This is a genomic window from Undibacterium sp. TC4M20W, from assembly GCF_049340245.1.
Taxonomy (GTDB): Bacteria; Pseudomonadota; Gammaproteobacteria; order Burkholderiales; family Burkholderiaceae_D; genus Undibacterium.
The window spans coordinates 98,819-116,073 of record NZ_JBMPPI010000015.1 but is presented as its reverse complement, the minus strand read 5'-3'; the positions used below and the strand labels follow the sequence as shown (position 1 = coordinate 116,073).

At 49.9% G+C, this 17,255-nt stretch carries 13 protein-coding genes and 2 pseudogenes; 7 read left to right on the top strand and 8 right to left on the bottom strand.

Translation table 11 applies throughout. The annotated features are described in order from the left end of the window. Positions 1-28: 28 nt before the first annotated feature. The 5 genes from ACO0LL_RS18355 to ACO0LL_RS18335 all read right to left on the bottom strand — a co-directional run bounded on the left by ACO0LL_RS18355 (position 29) and on the right by ACO0LL_RS18335 (position 5,102). A complete protein-coding gene (locus ACO0LL_RS18355; protein WP_422952275.1) occupies positions 29-613 on the bottom strand; it encodes a DUF2889 domain-containing protein in 585 nt (194 codons plus the stop codon). Positions 614-1,432: 819 nt separating this feature from the next. After that, on the bottom strand, positions 1,433-1,891 hold the full coding sequence (gene recX, locus ACO0LL_RS18350) for a recombination regulator RecX (protein ID WP_422952274.1): 459 nt from the start codon (positions 1,889-1,891) through the stop codon (positions 1,433-1,435). A gap of 127 nt (positions 1,892-2,018) precedes the next feature. Further along, the gene (recA, locus tag ACO0LL_RS18345; RefSeq protein WP_422952273.1) at positions 2,019-3,062 is read right to left on the bottom strand and encodes a recombinase RecA; all 1,044 of its coding nucleotides are present in this window, start codon (positions 3,060-3,062) and stop codon (positions 2,019-2,021) included. Positions 3,063-3,477: 415 nt separating this feature from the next. Next, positions 3,478-4,212: a hypothetical protein gene (locus ACO0LL_RS18340; protein WP_422952272.1), complete on the bottom strand. Its 735-nt coding sequence runs from the start codon at positions 4,210-4,212 to the stop codon at positions 3,478-3,480. A 176-nt stretch (positions 4,213-4,388) separates the two neighbouring features. Beyond that, positions 4,389-5,102 carry an AbiV family abortive infection protein gene (locus tag ACO0LL_RS18335; protein ID WP_422952271.1) on the bottom strand — a complete coding sequence of 238 codons (714 nt, stop codon included), beginning with the start codon at positions 5,100-5,102 and terminating at the stop codon, positions 4,389-4,391. A 232-nt stretch (positions 5,103-5,334) separates the two neighbouring features. On the opposite strand from ACO0LL_RS18335, the pseudogene ACO0LL_RS18330 reads away from it, so the two are divergent. From ACO0LL_RS18330 to ACO0LL_RS18305, 6 genes and pseudogenes are all read left to right on the top strand, one after another. Next, a pseudogene (locus tag ACO0LL_RS18330) lies at positions 5,335-5,673 on the top strand (helix-turn-helix domain-containing protein); the annotation flags it as partial. A 181-nt stretch (positions 5,674-5,854) separates the two neighbouring features. After that, positions 5,855-5,971 (top strand): annotated as a pseudogene (locus ACO0LL_RS18325) (transposase domain-containing protein); the annotation flags it as partial. A gap of 358 nt (positions 5,972-6,329) precedes the next feature. Next, positions 6,330-6,782: a hypothetical protein gene (locus tag ACO0LL_RS18320; RefSeq protein ID WP_422952270.1), complete on the top strand. Its 453-nt coding sequence runs from the start codon at positions 6,330-6,332 to the stop codon at positions 6,780-6,782. A gap of 519 nt (positions 6,783-7,301) precedes the next feature. Continuing rightward, entirely contained in the window at positions 7,302-7,682 is a 381-nt protein-coding gene (locus ACO0LL_RS18315; protein WP_422952269.1) for a recombinase family protein, read from the top strand. Positions 7,683-7,777: 95 nt separating this feature from the next. Next, the gene (locus tag ACO0LL_RS18310; protein WP_422952268.1) at positions 7,778-8,479 is read left to right on the top strand and encodes a hypothetical protein; all 702 of its coding nucleotides are present in this window, start codon (positions 7,778-7,780) and stop codon (positions 8,477-8,479) included. 215 nt (positions 8,480-8,694) lie between these two features. Continuing rightward, positions 8,695-9,768, top strand: coding sequence for an alpha/beta fold hydrolase (locus ACO0LL_RS18305; RefSeq protein ID WP_422952267.1), 1,074 nt, complete (start codon positions 8,695-8,697; stop codon positions 9,766-9,768). A 576-nt stretch (positions 9,769-10,344) separates the two neighbouring features. Here the strand turns inward: ACO0LL_RS18305 and ACO0LL_RS18300 are convergent. The 3 genes from ACO0LL_RS18300 to ACO0LL_RS18290 all read right to left on the bottom strand — a co-directional run bounded on the left by ACO0LL_RS18300 (position 10,345) and on the right by ACO0LL_RS18290 (position 14,425). Beyond that, positions 10,345-12,213, bottom strand: a complete 1,869-nt coding sequence (locus tag ACO0LL_RS18300; protein WP_422952266.1) for an ABC transporter ATP-binding protein/permease — start codon at positions 12,211-12,213, stop codon at positions 10,345-10,347. Positions 12,214-12,522: 309 nt separating this feature from the next. Further along, positions 12,523-13,935: a diguanylate cyclase domain-containing protein gene (locus ACO0LL_RS18295; protein ID WP_422952265.1), complete on the bottom strand. Its 1,413-nt coding sequence runs from the start codon at positions 13,933-13,935 to the stop codon at positions 12,523-12,525. Positions 13,936-14,275: 340 nt separating this feature from the next. Further along, positions 14,276-14,425: a hypothetical protein gene (locus tag ACO0LL_RS18290; protein WP_422952264.1), complete on the bottom strand. Its 150-nt coding sequence runs from the start codon at positions 14,423-14,425 to the stop codon at positions 14,276-14,278. An 11-nt stretch (positions 14,426-14,436) separates the two neighbouring features. On the opposite strand from ACO0LL_RS18290, the gene ACO0LL_RS18285 reads away from it, so the two are divergent. Continuing rightward, positions 14,437-17,253 (top strand): choice-of-anchor Q domain-containing protein, encoded by a 2,817-nt coding sequence (locus ACO0LL_RS18285; protein ID WP_422952263.1) that lies wholly within the window; start codon positions 14,437-14,439, stop codon positions 17,251-17,253. Positions 17,254-17,255: the final 2 nt, after the last annotated feature.

Here is a 17,255-nt window from a genome sequence, read left to right as displayed (position 1 = left end):
CTGAGGTATAAATAATTAAACAAACAAACTAGCTGGGTGATTTCACGTCAGGCGATACTTTTGCCCAACGTGGGTAATATTGAACAACCGCCGGCCCGTCAGTACGAAGGGCGTGACAGCGATCAAGTTGAAAAGGTTGCTGCGCCTGCTGGCCGTGATCAGTCGCCCCGTCGCGGGTATCGATCACATCGCCGGCAAAAGCCTGGACAGCAGCAGTGGGTAGAATTTGTGCCATTTCCGTCAGATGGGTGCAACCCTGCACACCAGCCATGCGCTCTTTCACGCCCTGGCGGAACTGCCTTAACAAATTCAAACCGATGAGTTTTTTATAATCTGGAGTAATGACTTCGCAATAACCCGGATAAGGTACGGCATCCGAAGACGCTTCCACATCAACGATGGTCAATTGCAAATCAATAGTTATGCGCAGGCTGAGGTCATGCAGCGCGCTGCCATTCGGGCGCACGCCTGATGCGAGGGTGATATCGCGAGGCTTATAGTCAGTGATACGGGCGTCAAGATCCCACAATCCGTCATCGCGCGCGAACGCTTCGATCTGGATAGTACGCGTATGCTTCAGGGCGCGTCTGTTGATTGACGAAGATAAGGGCATCATGCCTGCTGGCGGCTAAACCGGAATTACTGAATAAATAGCCACAATTGCGTGTCGTTACCGCAGCTTCTACGATAACAGCCGCTCCTGCGGCCCTGCAAAAAAACCAGCAGAGTGTAGCACAGACCAGCCGCGAACTCATCATATGACTACAATTTAAGCAGTTTTCTGAGTATGCTTATGCAGAAATCTAAGCAGAAAATTAAGTTTTTTGTGGTTTGGCAAAAGAAAACCGGGCGATTATCAGGTAAATGTCTGTTCTTGCAATACCTGAATCCAATTGAAAGGAGTGCTTATTTATGCAGCAAACCAATACCTGTTATTTCAAAGTTCAGGCCGAAGTTTTACTTTGCATACAAGGATTGGGTTCATAGGCTGCGCTTTATCAGTTTCTTATCAGTTTATCAGTTTCTTATGAGCCCTATAGATTAATGCGGAGTCCCGCCAGATTAAGCCCCATCAACCCACCACTGGGCGTTTATAAACGTGTGCGTAGTTTCGGTGCCAAGTATCGGACTGATAAAAGCCAAGCTTTCGCAGATCGAATTGGACTCTCAAGGTCGCGGCTTATCAACCCAATGCCAGGGCTTCAATCAATGTCCCGGCTTCAATAGTAAGAATATCCTCCACTTCGTCATTCCTGCGCAGGCAGGAATCCATCGTGTTAATACCTTTACAGTCAAATCTGCAGGGGTCTTGTTCAGGATTTTTGAGTCGGTACAAAAAATTGATGCGCAACCAAGGTGAACAAACGCCGCTGGACCTCAGCCTACATTGGGGCGACATTATTGACATTGTGAGCATATTGAATTGTGAGTACTATTCATCATCCTCATCCCGCGGCGCTCGCATCGCCGCCTGCGTCGCCCTGCCGGAAAACCCCCTCTGCTGCAAAAACGCCGCCTGTTTCATCTTCTCCTGATGATCTTTCGGCGCATGTCGAAATTTCCTGTGCAAGACCTGAACAGCCCGCTCTACCTCAGACTCTTTTAAATCTTCTTTAACGTTTTCTATATCCTGCGCATCCAGGCCGTGGCTTTGCAGCTCCGCCAAAATGCGGTTATTGCCAAACCTCGCCTGCCGCCGGTTAACCAAAGATTCAGAAAACCGCTCGCCAGATAAATACTTGGCCGCCTCCAAAAAATCCAGCACGGCAGCCACGTCATCACCCTCTTCCGCATAGCGTGCCAGCTTGCGTTCCAGTTCCATGCGGCTATGTTCACGCATGGATAAATAACGCAGGGCACGGGCTTTCAGGCTAATGGTAGGTTTCTTCATACTTTAAAAGCGAAAATGCCGGTTGGTAGCTACCAACCGGCATGATACAAAACTATAGTGCTGACAGCGCTGCAGCTCAGTGTTACAACTTAGCGCTAAAACTTAGGCTTCAGCTTAGTGGATCAACTTACTCAGCCGTTGCCGCCGACGGCATCAACAAAGGCACGCCCAGATGCAAGCGCACTTTGTTTTCAATTTCAAATGACAGTTCAGGACGCTCTTTCAGATAAGTACGTGCATTGTCCTTACCCTGGCCGATACGCTCACCGTTATAGCTATACCAGGCACCGGCTTTTTCTATGATCTTGGCATCGGCTGCCAGATCCAGAATCTCACCTTCGCGTGAAGTACCTTCGCCATACATGATATCAAAGTGCGCTTCCTTAAATGGTGGCGCCACCTTGTTCTTGACTACCTTGACCTTGGTTTCATTACCCACCACTTCATCACCCGACTTGATGGAGCCAGTGCGGCGGATATCCAGACGTACGGAAGCATAAAACTTCAGCGCATTACCACCTGTTGTCGTTTCTGGGCTACCAAACATGACGCCAATTTTCATACGGATCTGATTAATAAAGATCACCAGCGTATTAGTACGTTTGATACTGCCAGTCAGCTTACGCAAAGCCTGGGACATCAGACGTGCTTGCAGACCAGGCAAAGAATCACCCATGTCGCCTTCAATCTCGGCACGTGGCGTCAAGGCTGCTACCGAGTCAATAACCACCAGATCAACACTACCTGAGCGCACCAGCGCATCGGTAATTTCCAGTGCTTGCTCACCTGTATCAGGCTGGGAAATCAGTAAATCAGACAGATTCACACCGAGTTTTTGAGCGTAGCCTACGTCCAAAGCATGTTCAGCATCGATAAATGCACAAGTACCGCCCAGCTTTTGCATTTCAGCAATTGCCTGCAGCGTCAATGTGGTTTTACCAGAGGATTCAGGACCATAAATCTCGACTACGCGGCCACGTGGCAAGCCACCGACGCCCAACGCGATATCCAGGCCCAGGGAGCCAGTAGAGACAACCTGCACCTCTTCCACCACTTCACCGTCGGCCATACGCATGACCGAACCTTTACCAAACTGCTTTTCTATCTGTGCCAGCGCTGCTGCAAGTGCCTTTGCTTTTTCTGAGGCATTTTCTGGTTTCTTATCGTCCATACATTCTTTCATTCAATAAGCGGCGGGTGGAAAAAGGAATACAGGCTTAATTTCCTGCGATTTGCAGTACTGTATAAAAAAACAGTGATTTATGCAAGCGACTTTTTGCATTGATTTCTGAATGGGGGATTTTACAGTCAAACATTAGTAGCAAATTAACATTTGTTACTTGATTGTAATTTCGACAGAAGGAGAATTAGTACAAGAAAACTCATTGTCGATTTTCATTTAACTTTGAACTTTTCTCATTTAACTTTGAATTTTGCCTCATCTGGCACATTGTGCTGTATTAGGGGGATGGACAAAAATCGGGCAAAGTTAATCTCGGCTGGTTTCCTCTTTGTAGCTGGCCGCTGGTGCTGCCCTTCGAATCGGAAGCTAGTAAAGTGCGGCACGGCTAGTAAAGTGCGGCACGTTATACACTGACGTTACACAGAAAATCTAGAAAAGGTTTGCAATGTGTCACTGAAATGCCATATACAAGACCTTGCTCTTCATCCCCTTTGCACACCAACGCTACAATTCGTTTTTTCATGTCGACAATAGGCGCGCCGCTGCAGCCTTTAAATTCACTATGTCCAGGATGTTCAACAGGCAATTTGAAGACATGCATTTCGTTTTCGGTGCGGAGGTATTTCAAACCGGGGAAAATAACCATGTCAGTGCAAAAAATATTTGAACCAAGATGTGCTGGATTTACTTCGCCCGCAAAAGCGTAAACATCTTCGACGTTCGGTAAGGTCGAAAGGTCTGATCGAAATACATGACGCAGACGCCTTTTACCTGAAGCGACTAGGGATCGATATTGATAAAACGACTTTAGACTCGATGGGAGTTCGGCATAACAGAAATCGAGTAAGCCAGTGACTTCAGTTCCGTGGTTTGCTTCGCCAGCGTATACAAAAGAACGCGGCCGCCAGGTTTCTTGGCCCGGGCCGATTTTCGGATCATGTCCAATATCCATGACCCAATCAGATTCGTCATTATTTACTACATGGGCTACTGAAAGTAAAAACCTTCGCCCAGCATATTCGACGATAGCAGCAGAGCCAAACCCTATCGGGAACGCGTTTGCGTCGTAGCGGCGAAGTGGTTGGCTTGTTATGACCACCCAGTTGAGCCAATTCGTGATTGCTGGAGTGATGATCATGGAGATTTACTCAGGATTATTGAGAGAATGAGAAATCACGCTATTTTAGGCCGGTTTGACCAGCGTGCGGGGTAGGCTGCCAGTGGCGTCTTCTTCAAACAGAGCTCCAGGCCTTGATTGTGTGACCAAGCACCAAGGAATCTTGAGCACAGACGCTGCTGACATAAATTTTGCAATTAGGGGGTCTGTGCATTCAAATGCGCGAATCTATTGTTGCGAGACCTTATTCTAGATTTATACGGCCACTCAAAAATGAATTGGTTCGCTTTCCACAAAATGACTTCATCAAGATCAGCTATACCGAAATTTCCAGAATTCACCGTTATGGATTTATGAATATATATAAATTCGGCGTTCACCCACGAAATCATTCTTTTTGCATCAATTAACTTGATCGACTTTGGTGTTGAAATTCGACTGTTAACATCAATGATTTTGCTTCCTCTCCCTAACCCAACGTACACCGCGCTTTGCTTCTTTCGCTCTAGTTGACCAGATTTTATGAATTTGACCAACTCCGGTGTAAATTCGAACAAATCATAGCTAATGAAAGCGAATTGTTTCTCGCTGTGTAGATATAACAGTTTCAACCAACTCTGTTCAAATTCAGCGTCAGGAAATCCATCATTGGTTACCGAGGAATAATAATAGTGATCAACCCATTTTGCTTTCGCGAATTCTTCCAGTGCCAATACAGAGATTTGATAAGCAGAAGGATATGAACCAGCTTCAAAAAGTAACACGGCATCCTTGTGTAAACGAAGTGCGTTGATAAGCGCCTCTTTGGCCAGTCGTTTCCATTTATAAACAGAAAGAGTGTTTTGTTTTATCGTCTTAACCTTTGCCATCGCCGTCCCTGAAAAAACTTCTACACTAGCTTGTACATTCATGACAGAATAATTTATTTTAGTTTCACTATCCAAAAATTGATTTAAGCTGCATCTTCCGAATCGTTAGTGCAATTCACTCGCCATTGAACGTCATCAGTAAAATCCAGCGACATATTGATCGGGGACTGTTGATTTGCACTGAAAATTGACCCACTTTGCTGGATAAATTGCATCTAAAATTGACCCACGTTTAGCACACAATCCTACTTATCTTGATGAGTAGGGAGCAGGAGTGATTGACGTGGCATTACTAGGTATTATTCGACGCTGGCACATTCGTGACCAGATTCCATTACGCGAGATCGCCAGACGACTGGGCATCTCGCGAAATACTGTCCGGCGCTATCTGCGCTCTGAAGTCACAGAGCCAGCCTATGCGGATCGACAAACAACAAGCGCCATCGATAAATATGCATTACAGCTTTCAAGCTGGCTTAAAACCGAAGCGGGTAAAAATCGTAAGCAGCGACGAAGCTTAAAACAACTTCATCTCGATCTGAAAGAACTGGGATTTGAAGGGTCGTATGACCGGGTGGCAGCCTTCGCCAGGAAGTGGAAGGTGGATCAAACTGACAGGGTCAATTCAGCTAGCAAACGCACAAGACTTAAATTGCATAGCGTTTTGTAAGTGCTTGATTTAGCTGTTTCGGAAGTTCAAAGTTAAATGAACATCGACACTCATTGATAAAAAATACACAATATTGTACCCTCGGATTTAGCTTTTCTTGTACGTTAGATGTCGATTTTCATTTACGGCCAAGCTCAACGGGGTCGATCCCGAAGCTTGGTTGCGCCACGTGCTAGTCCACATCGCCGATCATCCCGTCAATCGTGTTGACGAATTACTGCCCTGGCATTGCGCCGGGTAGTTGGCCCCTGCCTGAACAACACGCCGCTTCCCAGCGGTGTGATGCCATCATCTAGTAATTCGACGCAGCCATCAATACGGCCCTGGGCAGACGCTTACTTCCCAGCCGTGTCACTGCATCATTTAACAAATCCAGGTCCAGCTCAGACGGCGCTGGGCAGTCGCTTACAATAGACCTCCTACCGGCGTCCTAGCCTTTTCATTCATATGTTGCTTCCAAAAAACAAGAATCCGGCGTAATATAGATTTTTTCACAACAGGCTGACGGCCGGCGGCTCAATGATATGGTATATTTTATAACGCGCGCATTCCTCGGTGTTGCAGGTTGCCTAGTATTGACGGCCTGTGGGACCTCGAAAATGTACGAGGGCCCCAAGCTCGAGCGCAAGGACGCTGCCTTGCTGTTTCTGCATACCCGCCCCAACATGAAGTATCGCCAAGTCGACGGCGTTCCCGTAAATTTCGTCTATGACGGAGACATTAAGGAATTCAAGCCGGGCTTGCATCGCTTCACGGTCGAGGTGAGCACCTACCAGGCTCGAGGTGGGCCCTCATTGATGTACTTCACGACGGAATACGATATCGCCACGTTTGAGCTCGAGGTGAACATGCGCGTCGGCTACACCTATGTGCTGGACTACCGGGATGTCAATGTCCCAACGTTGCCCAAGATACTCTGCATGGAGGGAGAGGCCCACGATGCACCTGGCAGCAGGGTCAACGTAACAGGCGAGGTTAGGATTATGAGCCCGACGGTGCAGAAATTCGGCTGTCGCGAGGCGACGTCAATTCGTCACCACAAGAGCAGTTGACCGGCTCGCCATGTAGCAGTGGACTGTGTCACCCCGCCGGTGTTTGCGCGACGGATCCATCACTGCGCCCACGGCGCCGATTACTCCGCTAACCGAGTTGACGAGTACCTGCCCTGGCATTGCGCCGGGCAATTGGCCTCTGCCGGAAATCACTCCACTTCTTAGCGGTGTGATGCCATCATCGTCGAACTAGGCACCCCGTTCAAGACGTAGCTGAGTTGACGCTTACATAAATTCAAAGGCTAATCTTTTAATGATTTGGGGCGTGTGAGTTCATTTTTCCAATCCGTTTTTGCAAATTTCTTAAAGTTCAAACTTAGATGAAAAAAACCCCTAGGAATTCAGAGTTAAATGAAAACTTGGTTCAGACTTAAGTTGTTGGTGGTTTTGTAAGTGCTTGATTTAGCAGTTTTGGCTGTTCAAAGTTAAATGAACATCGACATTAGATGCGTCATGTTGGTCGGATATGTTCGCGTTTCTAAAAGCAATGGTAGCCAGACACTAATGCCTTAACGCGATGTGCTGATTTCCGCTGACATCGATCCAAGCCAGATTTACGAAGACCGTACCATTGTCCACAAGGACGACGGGCCTGGGTTGAATGCTTGCCTCAAAGCACTCGAGCCTGGCAATACGCTGGTGGTGTGGAAACCAGATCGACTTGGTCGCGACTTGAAGCACTTGGTAACGACAGTGGAGGAATTGCGCTCTAGAAACGTCGGCTTAAAAATATTGACCGGTGCTGGCGCGCAGATCGACACAACAACTGCGACTACCCCTAAAACCAATCCCGCCGAAGTGGCACGCCGTTTGGACATTACGACCACGACCCTTTATGCATGTGTGAATGGTGACGGTACGTTGAAGCAAATGGAACAGAAGATTTTGATTAAAACCTAGCTGGATCGGCAGGGGATGGCCAAAAGCGGACCGTCGGCGTAGCAATCAATGTACATTTTCATGTTAATCCCGCTGTTAAATTCTTTGGAGTGCCTATGTCAACTACCAACAAATTTTGGATGTCTTCCGGCTGCAAAAGTATTGCAGGCATATTAGTCGCATTCAAATTAATCATCGCAAGCACTCCTGCCTGGGCCCAGGCCACATCCCGTCATTGTGAAGATGTGAACGTCAACGAAGAAAAAGCTGGCCCCGCATGTCTGCTTTCACATGAGAGTTTGGGCAGCTTTAACGCAGATACCGTCTATTGGAACCTGGATAAATATTCCAGCGTCGAAGCAGCGCAGCGGGATGTAGTCCGCAGCACTTCGGTTATCAAAGCGTTTGGCAGCTTCTGGTTGTTCACTGTCGGACCGGTGGCATCGCGCCCGCTCAACGGAGAGCACGTAGCGCAAGTGGGACCTATTTCAATAGATAGAAATACTTCGTATGATGCGGAGTTTCTCAAATCTACCTTTAGCCCGGGTATGACAGCACCAATCCATATCCATTCTGGGCCCGAAGCTTTTTATGCCGTCAGCGGGGATTCTTGTCTGGAAACGCCAGAAGGCATACAAGTGGGGCGTGGACCAGGGAATAGCATGGTAATACGTGGCGGCCCGCCAATGCTGCTTATGGCATTAGGACGCGAACCGAGAAAAGGTTTCGCACTTATCCTCCATGCTCCCTCTCTTCCGCCAACGACATTAGTTCATGACTGGACGCCAAAGGGGCTATGCCAAGCGGAGATGCGTTGATTTTAGTTGCGCATTGTTCCGTATGAGCTGTCATAAGCAAATGATAAGCAATTTAGGGTTATTATCGGCCAAGAGCCGCCTCCGACGCTGCCGAACCATTAGACGTAGATTTACCTGCGTCAAAGTAGCAGCATACGGGCGCGCAGTTCACGAAACGAAAATAACTGTAGAGAAGACATCTCAAGAACGCTTAAGACGCTTAAAAGGGAGACTCAATGAAACTCGTTCATGTTCTTTGGCAGGCAATATTTGCCACTTTTTGTATGCTGACCGCCATTGATGGCTTCGCCGCGGACTATCCGGCGCCAAAGGAAGGTGACTGGATCGTGCGCGATTTTCGGTTTCACTCTGGAGAAATTTTGCCTGAGCTTAGGCTCCACTATACAACCGTTGGTGCTCCAACCGGCGAGCCTGTACTGATCCTTCACGGCACTACTCAATCAAGTTCCAGTATGCTTGCACCTGCATTCGCTGGCGAACTCTTCGGTCCGGGGCAACCGCTAGATGCAGGCCGTTACTTTGTGATTATTCCCGACGCAATCGGCCACGGCAAATCGAGCAAGCCCTCTGACGGGCTTCGCATGAAATTTCCGAAATACAACTATGAGGACATGGTCGAAGCCCAGTACAAACTTGTGTCAGAGCACCTCGGCATACCCCATCTGCGACTTGTTCTTGGATATTCCATGGGCGGGATGGAGGCATGGATTTTCGCTCAAAAACATCCGAAGTTAATGGACATCGTAGTTCCGATGGCATCGCTGCCAACCGAAATGTCAAGCCGGAACTGGATGCTCAGGCGGCTCATCATTGATTCAATTCGCAACGATCCAGAATGGATGAGCGGAAACTACTTGAAGCAACCGCGAAGCGCGAAATTCGCCTCCGTGTTTTTTGGTGTTGCTACTAACGGTGGCAATCAAGCAATGTTAAGAGCGACTCCGACACGCCAGAAAGCCGACGAAAATCTTGATCAACGGCTCAACGCGCCCTTCAGTGCTGACGCCAATGATGTCCTCTATCAGTGGGAATCTTCGCGTGATTACAACGCGTCATCTGGACTTGAGCGAATCCAGTCCGCGCTGTTGGCTATCAATTCCGCTGATGACGAACGTAATCCACCAGAGCTTGGAATTCTGGATCGTGAAATCAAACGCGTGAAGAACGGACATGTTTTTCTCATACCTATGAGTGACCAGACGGCCGGGCACGGAACAGCATTTCAAGCGAGGTTTTGGAAGGCTGAATTGGCCAACCTGCTGCAATCTGTGCCACCTTCTTTGAAATAGAACCACCTACACTTGCCTACGCTGCTCAACATCAGCGCTGAAGAATGGCCTGTACGACGCATGCCGTATGTCTCTTATGGGGCGCTACCTGTCGTTCGGTAAGGCAAAGATACGTTGATTCCAAAGCTGTTTTCGCCTGTTACTCATCTACGTAGGAATACTCACGGCCCCCACACTGGCCGCTTCCAGGATGCTGCCTTCAAGCGCCCACTGTTTGATCTTCGCGAGAGAAATTGGCTTGAGCAGCTCGGCATGGCATGACAGTTAGGTTAGTTTCCCTCAATGCGTGTCTCGATAATCATCTGCATGATTGCCACGTCGTTGCTCACGATACATTAAAACCCTCGCCCGCGTTGCTATCCAATATGTTGAAGCGGTCGGCTGTTATATGCAGTCGATGTTGGCGAATACTGAGACCAAAGCGTTAGCTGGCAACGAGATAATGGTCAGCGGCTCCAAAATAAGTCGGAGCCGAAGCGCGCGTCGAAAACGGCTTGCTACAGGCAATGGCCACAGAAGGTGCAATAGTTCAGCCTATGCGTCCCCGCAGCCGCCTTGCATTCTTGAGCCCGCACCCTACGCTGCTGCAGCCTGTAATGCAGGCGCAGACTCTACTTCCTCATTGCTCACACTGACCACATTGACTACTGCTGCATCAAACTGATAAGTGCTCGCCTCGTGCAGCTTCCATGCGCCGTCACCGAGCAGGTGCAGGACATGGGTGTGGTGCTTTAGCACGGCGGGGCGGTGGGCGATACTGATCAGGGTGACGCCGCTCTCACGCAGGCGTGCATATAGCGCCGATTCATTGGCGCTGTCGAGTGCGCTGGTTGCTTCGTCGAGAATGACAATCTCAGGTGTATGGACCAGGATGCGGGCGAAGGCCATACGTTGCTGCTCGCCGACGGACAGTAGCTTCTCCCAGTCCTGCACCGCAGACAGTCCACCTACACGCTCGGCCAGTTGCGGCAGATATACCTGATCCAGAATTTCCAGCAGCTGCTCGTCGCTTAGTTCTGAATCGGCACTAGGGTAGATCAGTTGGCTGCGCAGCGAACCTGTCTGCAGATAAGGTTGCTGCGGCAGAAAGAAGAAATTTTCCAGTGGTGGATGATGGATAAGGCCGCTGCCGGTGTGCCACAATCCGGCAATCGCACGCAGTAGCGAGCTTTTGCCGCAGCCGCTGTCGCCGGTAATGAGCAAGGCCTCGCCGGGTTGCAATGCAAGACTCAGTTCCTTGATCAGTACACGTTGCGATTGCGGTGGATGCAGGGTGACTGATTCCAGCGCGAACCGGGTACCTGGACGCAACTGTATGCGTACGGCCTCGGCTTCAGTTGCCGCTTCAGTGGCCGCTTCGGGTGCGGTCTTGGGCAATACCAGGTCGGACAATGCCTGCAGGCGGCCTACGCCTGCCACGAAGCGGCTCAGGCTTTCGAAGTTTTCCACGATCACACCCACCGCACCAAGCACGGCAGAAAACGCCCCGATCGCTTGCGTCGCACGCCCCACCTCCAGCTCGCCGGACAAGACTTGCTGGGCAAGTATTGCCACGGGCAACACCAAAGTGAGTTGACTGAATGTGCGCTGGTACAAATTAAGAGAACGCTGCTTCTTGATCAGCTTGTCGTAGTTTTGGATAGCGCGGTGAAGTTTGCTGTCGATGTGTGCGCGTTCCTGCGCTTCGCCGCGATAGAAGGCGATTGATTCAGCATTTTCGCGTACTCGCATCAGGCTGTAACGGAAGTCCGCCTCGCGCCGCAGTTGCCAGAAATTCAGATGTATCAAGGGATTGCCGAATGCATATAGCGCAGCACCGGTGCCGATGAGGGCATACACGACCAATACGCCGACCAGCAAATGGGAAATCTTCCACAGCACAGCACTGAACGCCACCAACTGCATGGCAGAGCCCAAGAAAATGAGCAGGAAGTTAATGGACCTGCCTGTAAAGGTATTAATGTCTTCGCTGATACGCTGGTCAGGGTTGTCGAGCGTGCTGTCGGCACCCAGTGCGTAGTATTTACGGTCTTTAAGATAGCCGTCGAGAAAGCGCCCGCTGAGCCAGCGCCGCCACTGGTTGGCGAACAGGTCGCGCATGTAATAGTAGAAAGCATAAGTCGGCACCGCAAAGGCCAGCACCATCAGGCAGGTTTGCACGGATGTCCAAAAACGATCACCTTCCTTTGCTGCCAGTGCAGAAGTCATTTCTCCGGCCTGATCGTTCAGCATGACGGCGAACTTGGTTTCAAACAGCATTAATACGATCAGCAGTACCAGGAGTATCCAGGCTCTTTTCCATTCTTCACCCAACCAGTAGGGCTTGGCGACATCAATGAATTGCCGCCATGCAGAAAGTGAGAGGAACGCCGTGCGGCGCCTCTTGGGTGGTGGTGGCACACCATCGGTTTCTACATTGGGGTGAGCGTCGCTTGAGATAGTCATGGTCAGATTCAGTGAATAGGTTTTTATTCATTATGAAATCTGGCGCGATATTGTTCTGTGCGGGAACGGACATAGCCCCGCATATCAGAATAAAAAAATGTGGGAATTACGATGCGTGACGCGGAAGCTTGATGTGACACGGCTAAGCCGAATCAATAGTCAACAGCTCTATTGCATATTGGATAACGCCGACTGGTTTTGCGATGATCCCGGGTCATTCATTTGGCGATCTCGTACCAGGGTAACTGGCCACGGATGTGCCAGCGTCGGTAATACCTGATACGCACAGGATTAATTACGAGGTACTCTTCATTCCACAAACGCAGCAATAGCGCTGCTGCTGGATGCACCCTGTTTTGCCTTGTACATGGCGATGTCGGCTTCTTTGAGGAATTGTTCGGCGTTCGCGGGGGAATCGTAAATACTGATACCGATGCTGGTTGACATCATGATCGTGGAACCGGGTAAAGGCAGATCCAGTGTGGTGACAATTTTTTTGGCCAAGACCTGTGCATGTTCCAATACCCGCACACCTTCGGCAAGCACGACAAATTCATCGCCGCCAAGGCGGGCCATGGTGTCATTTCCACGCAAACAGCCAGAGACTCTTTTTGCAAATTCTTTCAATACCTCGTCACCCGTATCATGACCATTGGTATCGTTAATTTTTTTGAAGCCGTTCAGGTCCATGAACAATAAAGCCAGACCGTTGTTTTGCCGCAGTTGCCGGACGATTGACTGATGCAGTACCTGCATGAAATGCCGGCGGTTCGGCAGGCCGGTCAGGCCGTCTGACAAGGCCATTTCATTTAGTGCAGATTCCCATTTCTTGCGTTCAGAAATGTCATGCAAAAAAGCGGTGAATTCGAACTGGCCTGCAATATTATTGACGTTCAGACTTACCTCAACGGCAAGCTCTTTGCCGAACCGATCGACCGCGAGAAATTCGCGTCGCGCAGTTGTGGATTTTTTTCCAAGCCGGTCTAAATGCGTCAGGATATTGACGAAAGAATTTCTAAAAGCGGGTGGCACAATCAGATCAACAATATTGCGACCCATGGCTTCATTACTGGTCCAGCCAAACAGGGATTCAGAAGTGCGGTTCCATTGCGTCACGATGCCAATATTGTTGATCGATATGACGGCATCGTTAGCGTATTCGAGGATGGTGCGTATCCGTTCTTCGCTTGTACGAAGTTGTACCTGCACACGCAGCATCTCATCAAAAGCAACCTGCTTGCCAAGCGCGGCACCCAGGGCAGTACCCATGAGTTCCAGCGTCTGTAAATCTTCTTCGTCAAAACCGCATGCCTGCTCTGACATGACTTTAAGCACGCCGACTGGTTGCCCACGTTCAAAAAGTGGTGTGCAGATCATGGAGCGGACACCCACTTTTCTACAGGCATTGGCATCAACACGCGGATCGGTCTCAGCGTCATCACATTGCAGAATTTGAGCACTACTGACACACAGACCTGACAGGCTGTTTGCTCTCAACAGACGCAAACCAACATGCTGGGATATCGCGCCGCTGGCAGAGCGATACACCATGTGGTCGCCATCAACCAGCTCGACGACCGCGCCTTTGGCTTCTGTGAGTTCTTGTAATGTATTGACAACAAGTTGCATGAATGCCGTGAGATCCAGATCTGCCTGGGCAAGCAATGATTGTGTCTCAATGATTCTCTCTAACCGGTCAAGTTGTCTTTTGTTTTTTTTCATTTTGCGACCCCAGGCAGTTTTATACGTGCCATTTATTTTATGGTATTTCTGAACGAATTCGCTTTCAATCTATAGCGTATATACCACTTTTTTGTTAATTATTGCTGCGTGATTTTCAGAAGTGTTCAAGTCTGTCTGCCATTCGTTGCAGGATTTTCATCGTGATATCAAGGCACAAACTATTCATGTATTTCATTGTTTCATATTGACAGTGAGTGCAGCATTTTTTTGTACTGCATTTTTGCAAAAATAATAAAAAAGACATCAGTTTCATGTCGCAAAAATCGGTAGTAAATAGGCATCATCATCGCAAGTCTGGTCTTTTACCTGAGTATGATTTTTACATTGCCATAAAACCCTGGTTACCAATTGTAGATTTTGGTAACAAAAAATCATTACGATTGTGAATAAATGCTAAATCTGCCAGCATTTGCTTTTGTTGTTGACCATGACAACGCCCGGCCTGCTTTGCCAGGAAGCGCTCTTTCAAAAGGTACAGTGATGTATAAAATTCGCAAGTCGGGATGGATGTCGTGGATGCTGCAAGCCAGCGTAGTCGCCCTGCTCAGTGCATGTGGGGGCAGTAACAATAGTGCGGTCTCAACTGCGTCGCAAACACATACATCGAACCCGCCACCGGCGACTGCCGACGGTTCTTTCCCGCAGAATGTATTGGCGCCAACGACAAAGACCGCTTCATCCTTGAGCGCGAATACTGCGAAGGGACTCGCATCCAGCAGCCCCGCACCGCAAATCTTGTTTACCGATACCTTAAGCGCGCCGACCACTGGTGGCGAAAACAACCAGGGTGGTTATCTTTCCATCTTCGGCAAGAACTTTGGTTCTGCCAGCGACCTCGGTACGAATACCAGGGTGTATATCAACGATAAAGAAGTGGCCAACTACCGTTATCTCGGCAATGCAAAATCAAATGCAAAAACTGGATTGCAGCAAATCACGGTGCAGGTAGGCTCGCTTGAGGGTGCGCCGGCAGGCGGCGCACTGCCTGTCAAGGTTGTATATAACGGCGCCTCTTCAAACACGGACAATAACTTTACACCGACTTCTGGCCGGGTACTTTTTGTTTCACTGTCCGGCTCTGACACCAGCGCTGTCGCTAATAATATTGCCAGGCCATGGCGCTCACTGCAAAACATGAGCACGCTCAAAGGTGCCTACTTTGCCATGCAGGCGGGCGACCAGCTTGTGGTACGAGGCGGTGCCTGGCATGACACCAACGGCCAGGACAAAACATGGATGCGTTTTGGTGGCGGCATCTATGCCAGAAACGGCAGCCCCGCTGCATGGATACATATCACGGCCTACCCTGGCCCGGTCAATGGCAACGCGATAGAAGATGTGCATTACACGACACCAGCTGGCGCATCAGGCGGTATCTCTGGCCCCTGGTCAGCCATCGCAGGTTCTACCGGTGAATACATCTCGGTATCGAACCTGAGGATGGATGTGGCAGGCGGCGCCAGCCGTGATGCTGCACCTGTCAACTTTCAATACACTGCGGGCCCATGGCGCGTGGTCAACAATGAGCTGGGCCCCTGGATCGCCGGTAATTCTGCCACACTCAATGCCGCAGGCGTATCTGGCCACGGCAAGGGCAACCAGGTCCTTGGCAATAACATCCACGACATCGCCGGCACATCCGAGCTGCAAAACCATGGTATCTATGCAGACACCACGGCACAAGACTGGGAAGTTGCCTATAACTGGATACACAATATCACCGGTGGCTCAGCCGTGCAGTTCAACGACAACGAAGGTGGTGCAGGCTCTTACACACTGCCGCACGGCGGCATCTGGCAAGGATTTACCGGCATACGCATACATCATAACTGGCTGGAAAACGCCGCGAAATACGGTATCAACTTCAATGACCAGGGCAGTACGCACAAAGGTACATATGAAGCCCAGAGCTGGAATAATGTCATCACCGGCACCAAGCTCTACCCGATACGTATCAACTCTACCGCCACGATGCAAAACATGTGGTTTGCCTACAATACGGTGTATAACGCCATGACCGGGCCATCAGGGAACAAAGCCTACATCATGGACGAAGGCTTTGGCAGCGGCGCGGGCATACGCAACAAGTTCTATCATAATATTTTTGCCTTTGGCCCAGACACCCAGCCGGGCACGACCTGGCTGATTGACTACAGTACGCCATCGACCACAACCAGCTACGACTTCAAACAAAACCTGTACTTCAGCAATGGCCAGACTGCGTCAGCGCCAGGCACACTGGGCGATAACCTGGCCATCTCTGGCAACCCGCAGTTCAAGAATGCAGCGTCGGCAAACTACACTTTGCTGGCAAGCAGCCCGGCAGTGGATGCCGCGACACAGCCCGATATTTTTGCAGTCAATGACGACATCAGCAATACCGCACGCCCGCAAGGCAATAGCAAGGACATCGGTGCATTTGAACTCAGCGGTGCTGTCGTACCTATTCCTACCCCAGTGAATGGCATGTGTGGTACTGCCAACGGCCAGTCGTTCAGTGCAGTACCAAGCAGCCAGCTTTGTTCATCAGGCATTGCCTCGCTGGTTTCAACGACCAACACCGGCTGGGCCTGGAGCTGCTCTGGCAGCAATGGGGGCACAACGGCAAGCTGCAGTGCAAACCTGGCGAGCAACCCTGATCCATCAACTCCACCAAGTGTGCGTCAACAATACTCTGGCGTGATCACAGCGGGAACGAGCAGGCATCAATTGCCCAGTACGGTATCGGCAGGCAACTGGATACTGTTGACCGTGGGTATAAACAATAATGCACTTGGGGTGTCAGGCACACTGTCCGACAATCAGGGGCATGCCGATATCGGCTCTTTCACATCGTTGGGACGTATTTATGTAGATGGAATGGGTACCGACCTGTATGCGGTAAAGGCCACGACATCAGGGACATACACATTGTCCGTAGGCATCCCCAACCAGGGCAGCATACACGTGGTGGAAATTCAGAATGCAGACACTGTGAATTTGCTGGATGCTCCTTTGACAACCAGCGCAGGCCCACGCTTTGCGTCTACCGCTTTGTCTTCTCCAACACAGACCAGCACAAGAGCGAATGATCTCGTGCTTGCGCTGATTGATCTGGGCATAGGCAATGCCATTCCCTTCAGCCCGAACGGATCATGGCAATTGGTGAGCCCTGAAGCAGGCACTTATATTACTTCGCGTATCTATGAACAGCGCCCGGCCGCTATTGGTGCATTTGGCATTTCTGGCACGGTCGGTGGCAGTGGCGCCGGTTACCCTGGCTGGGAAGCAGCGCTTATTGTGATCAAGGGACAGTAGCT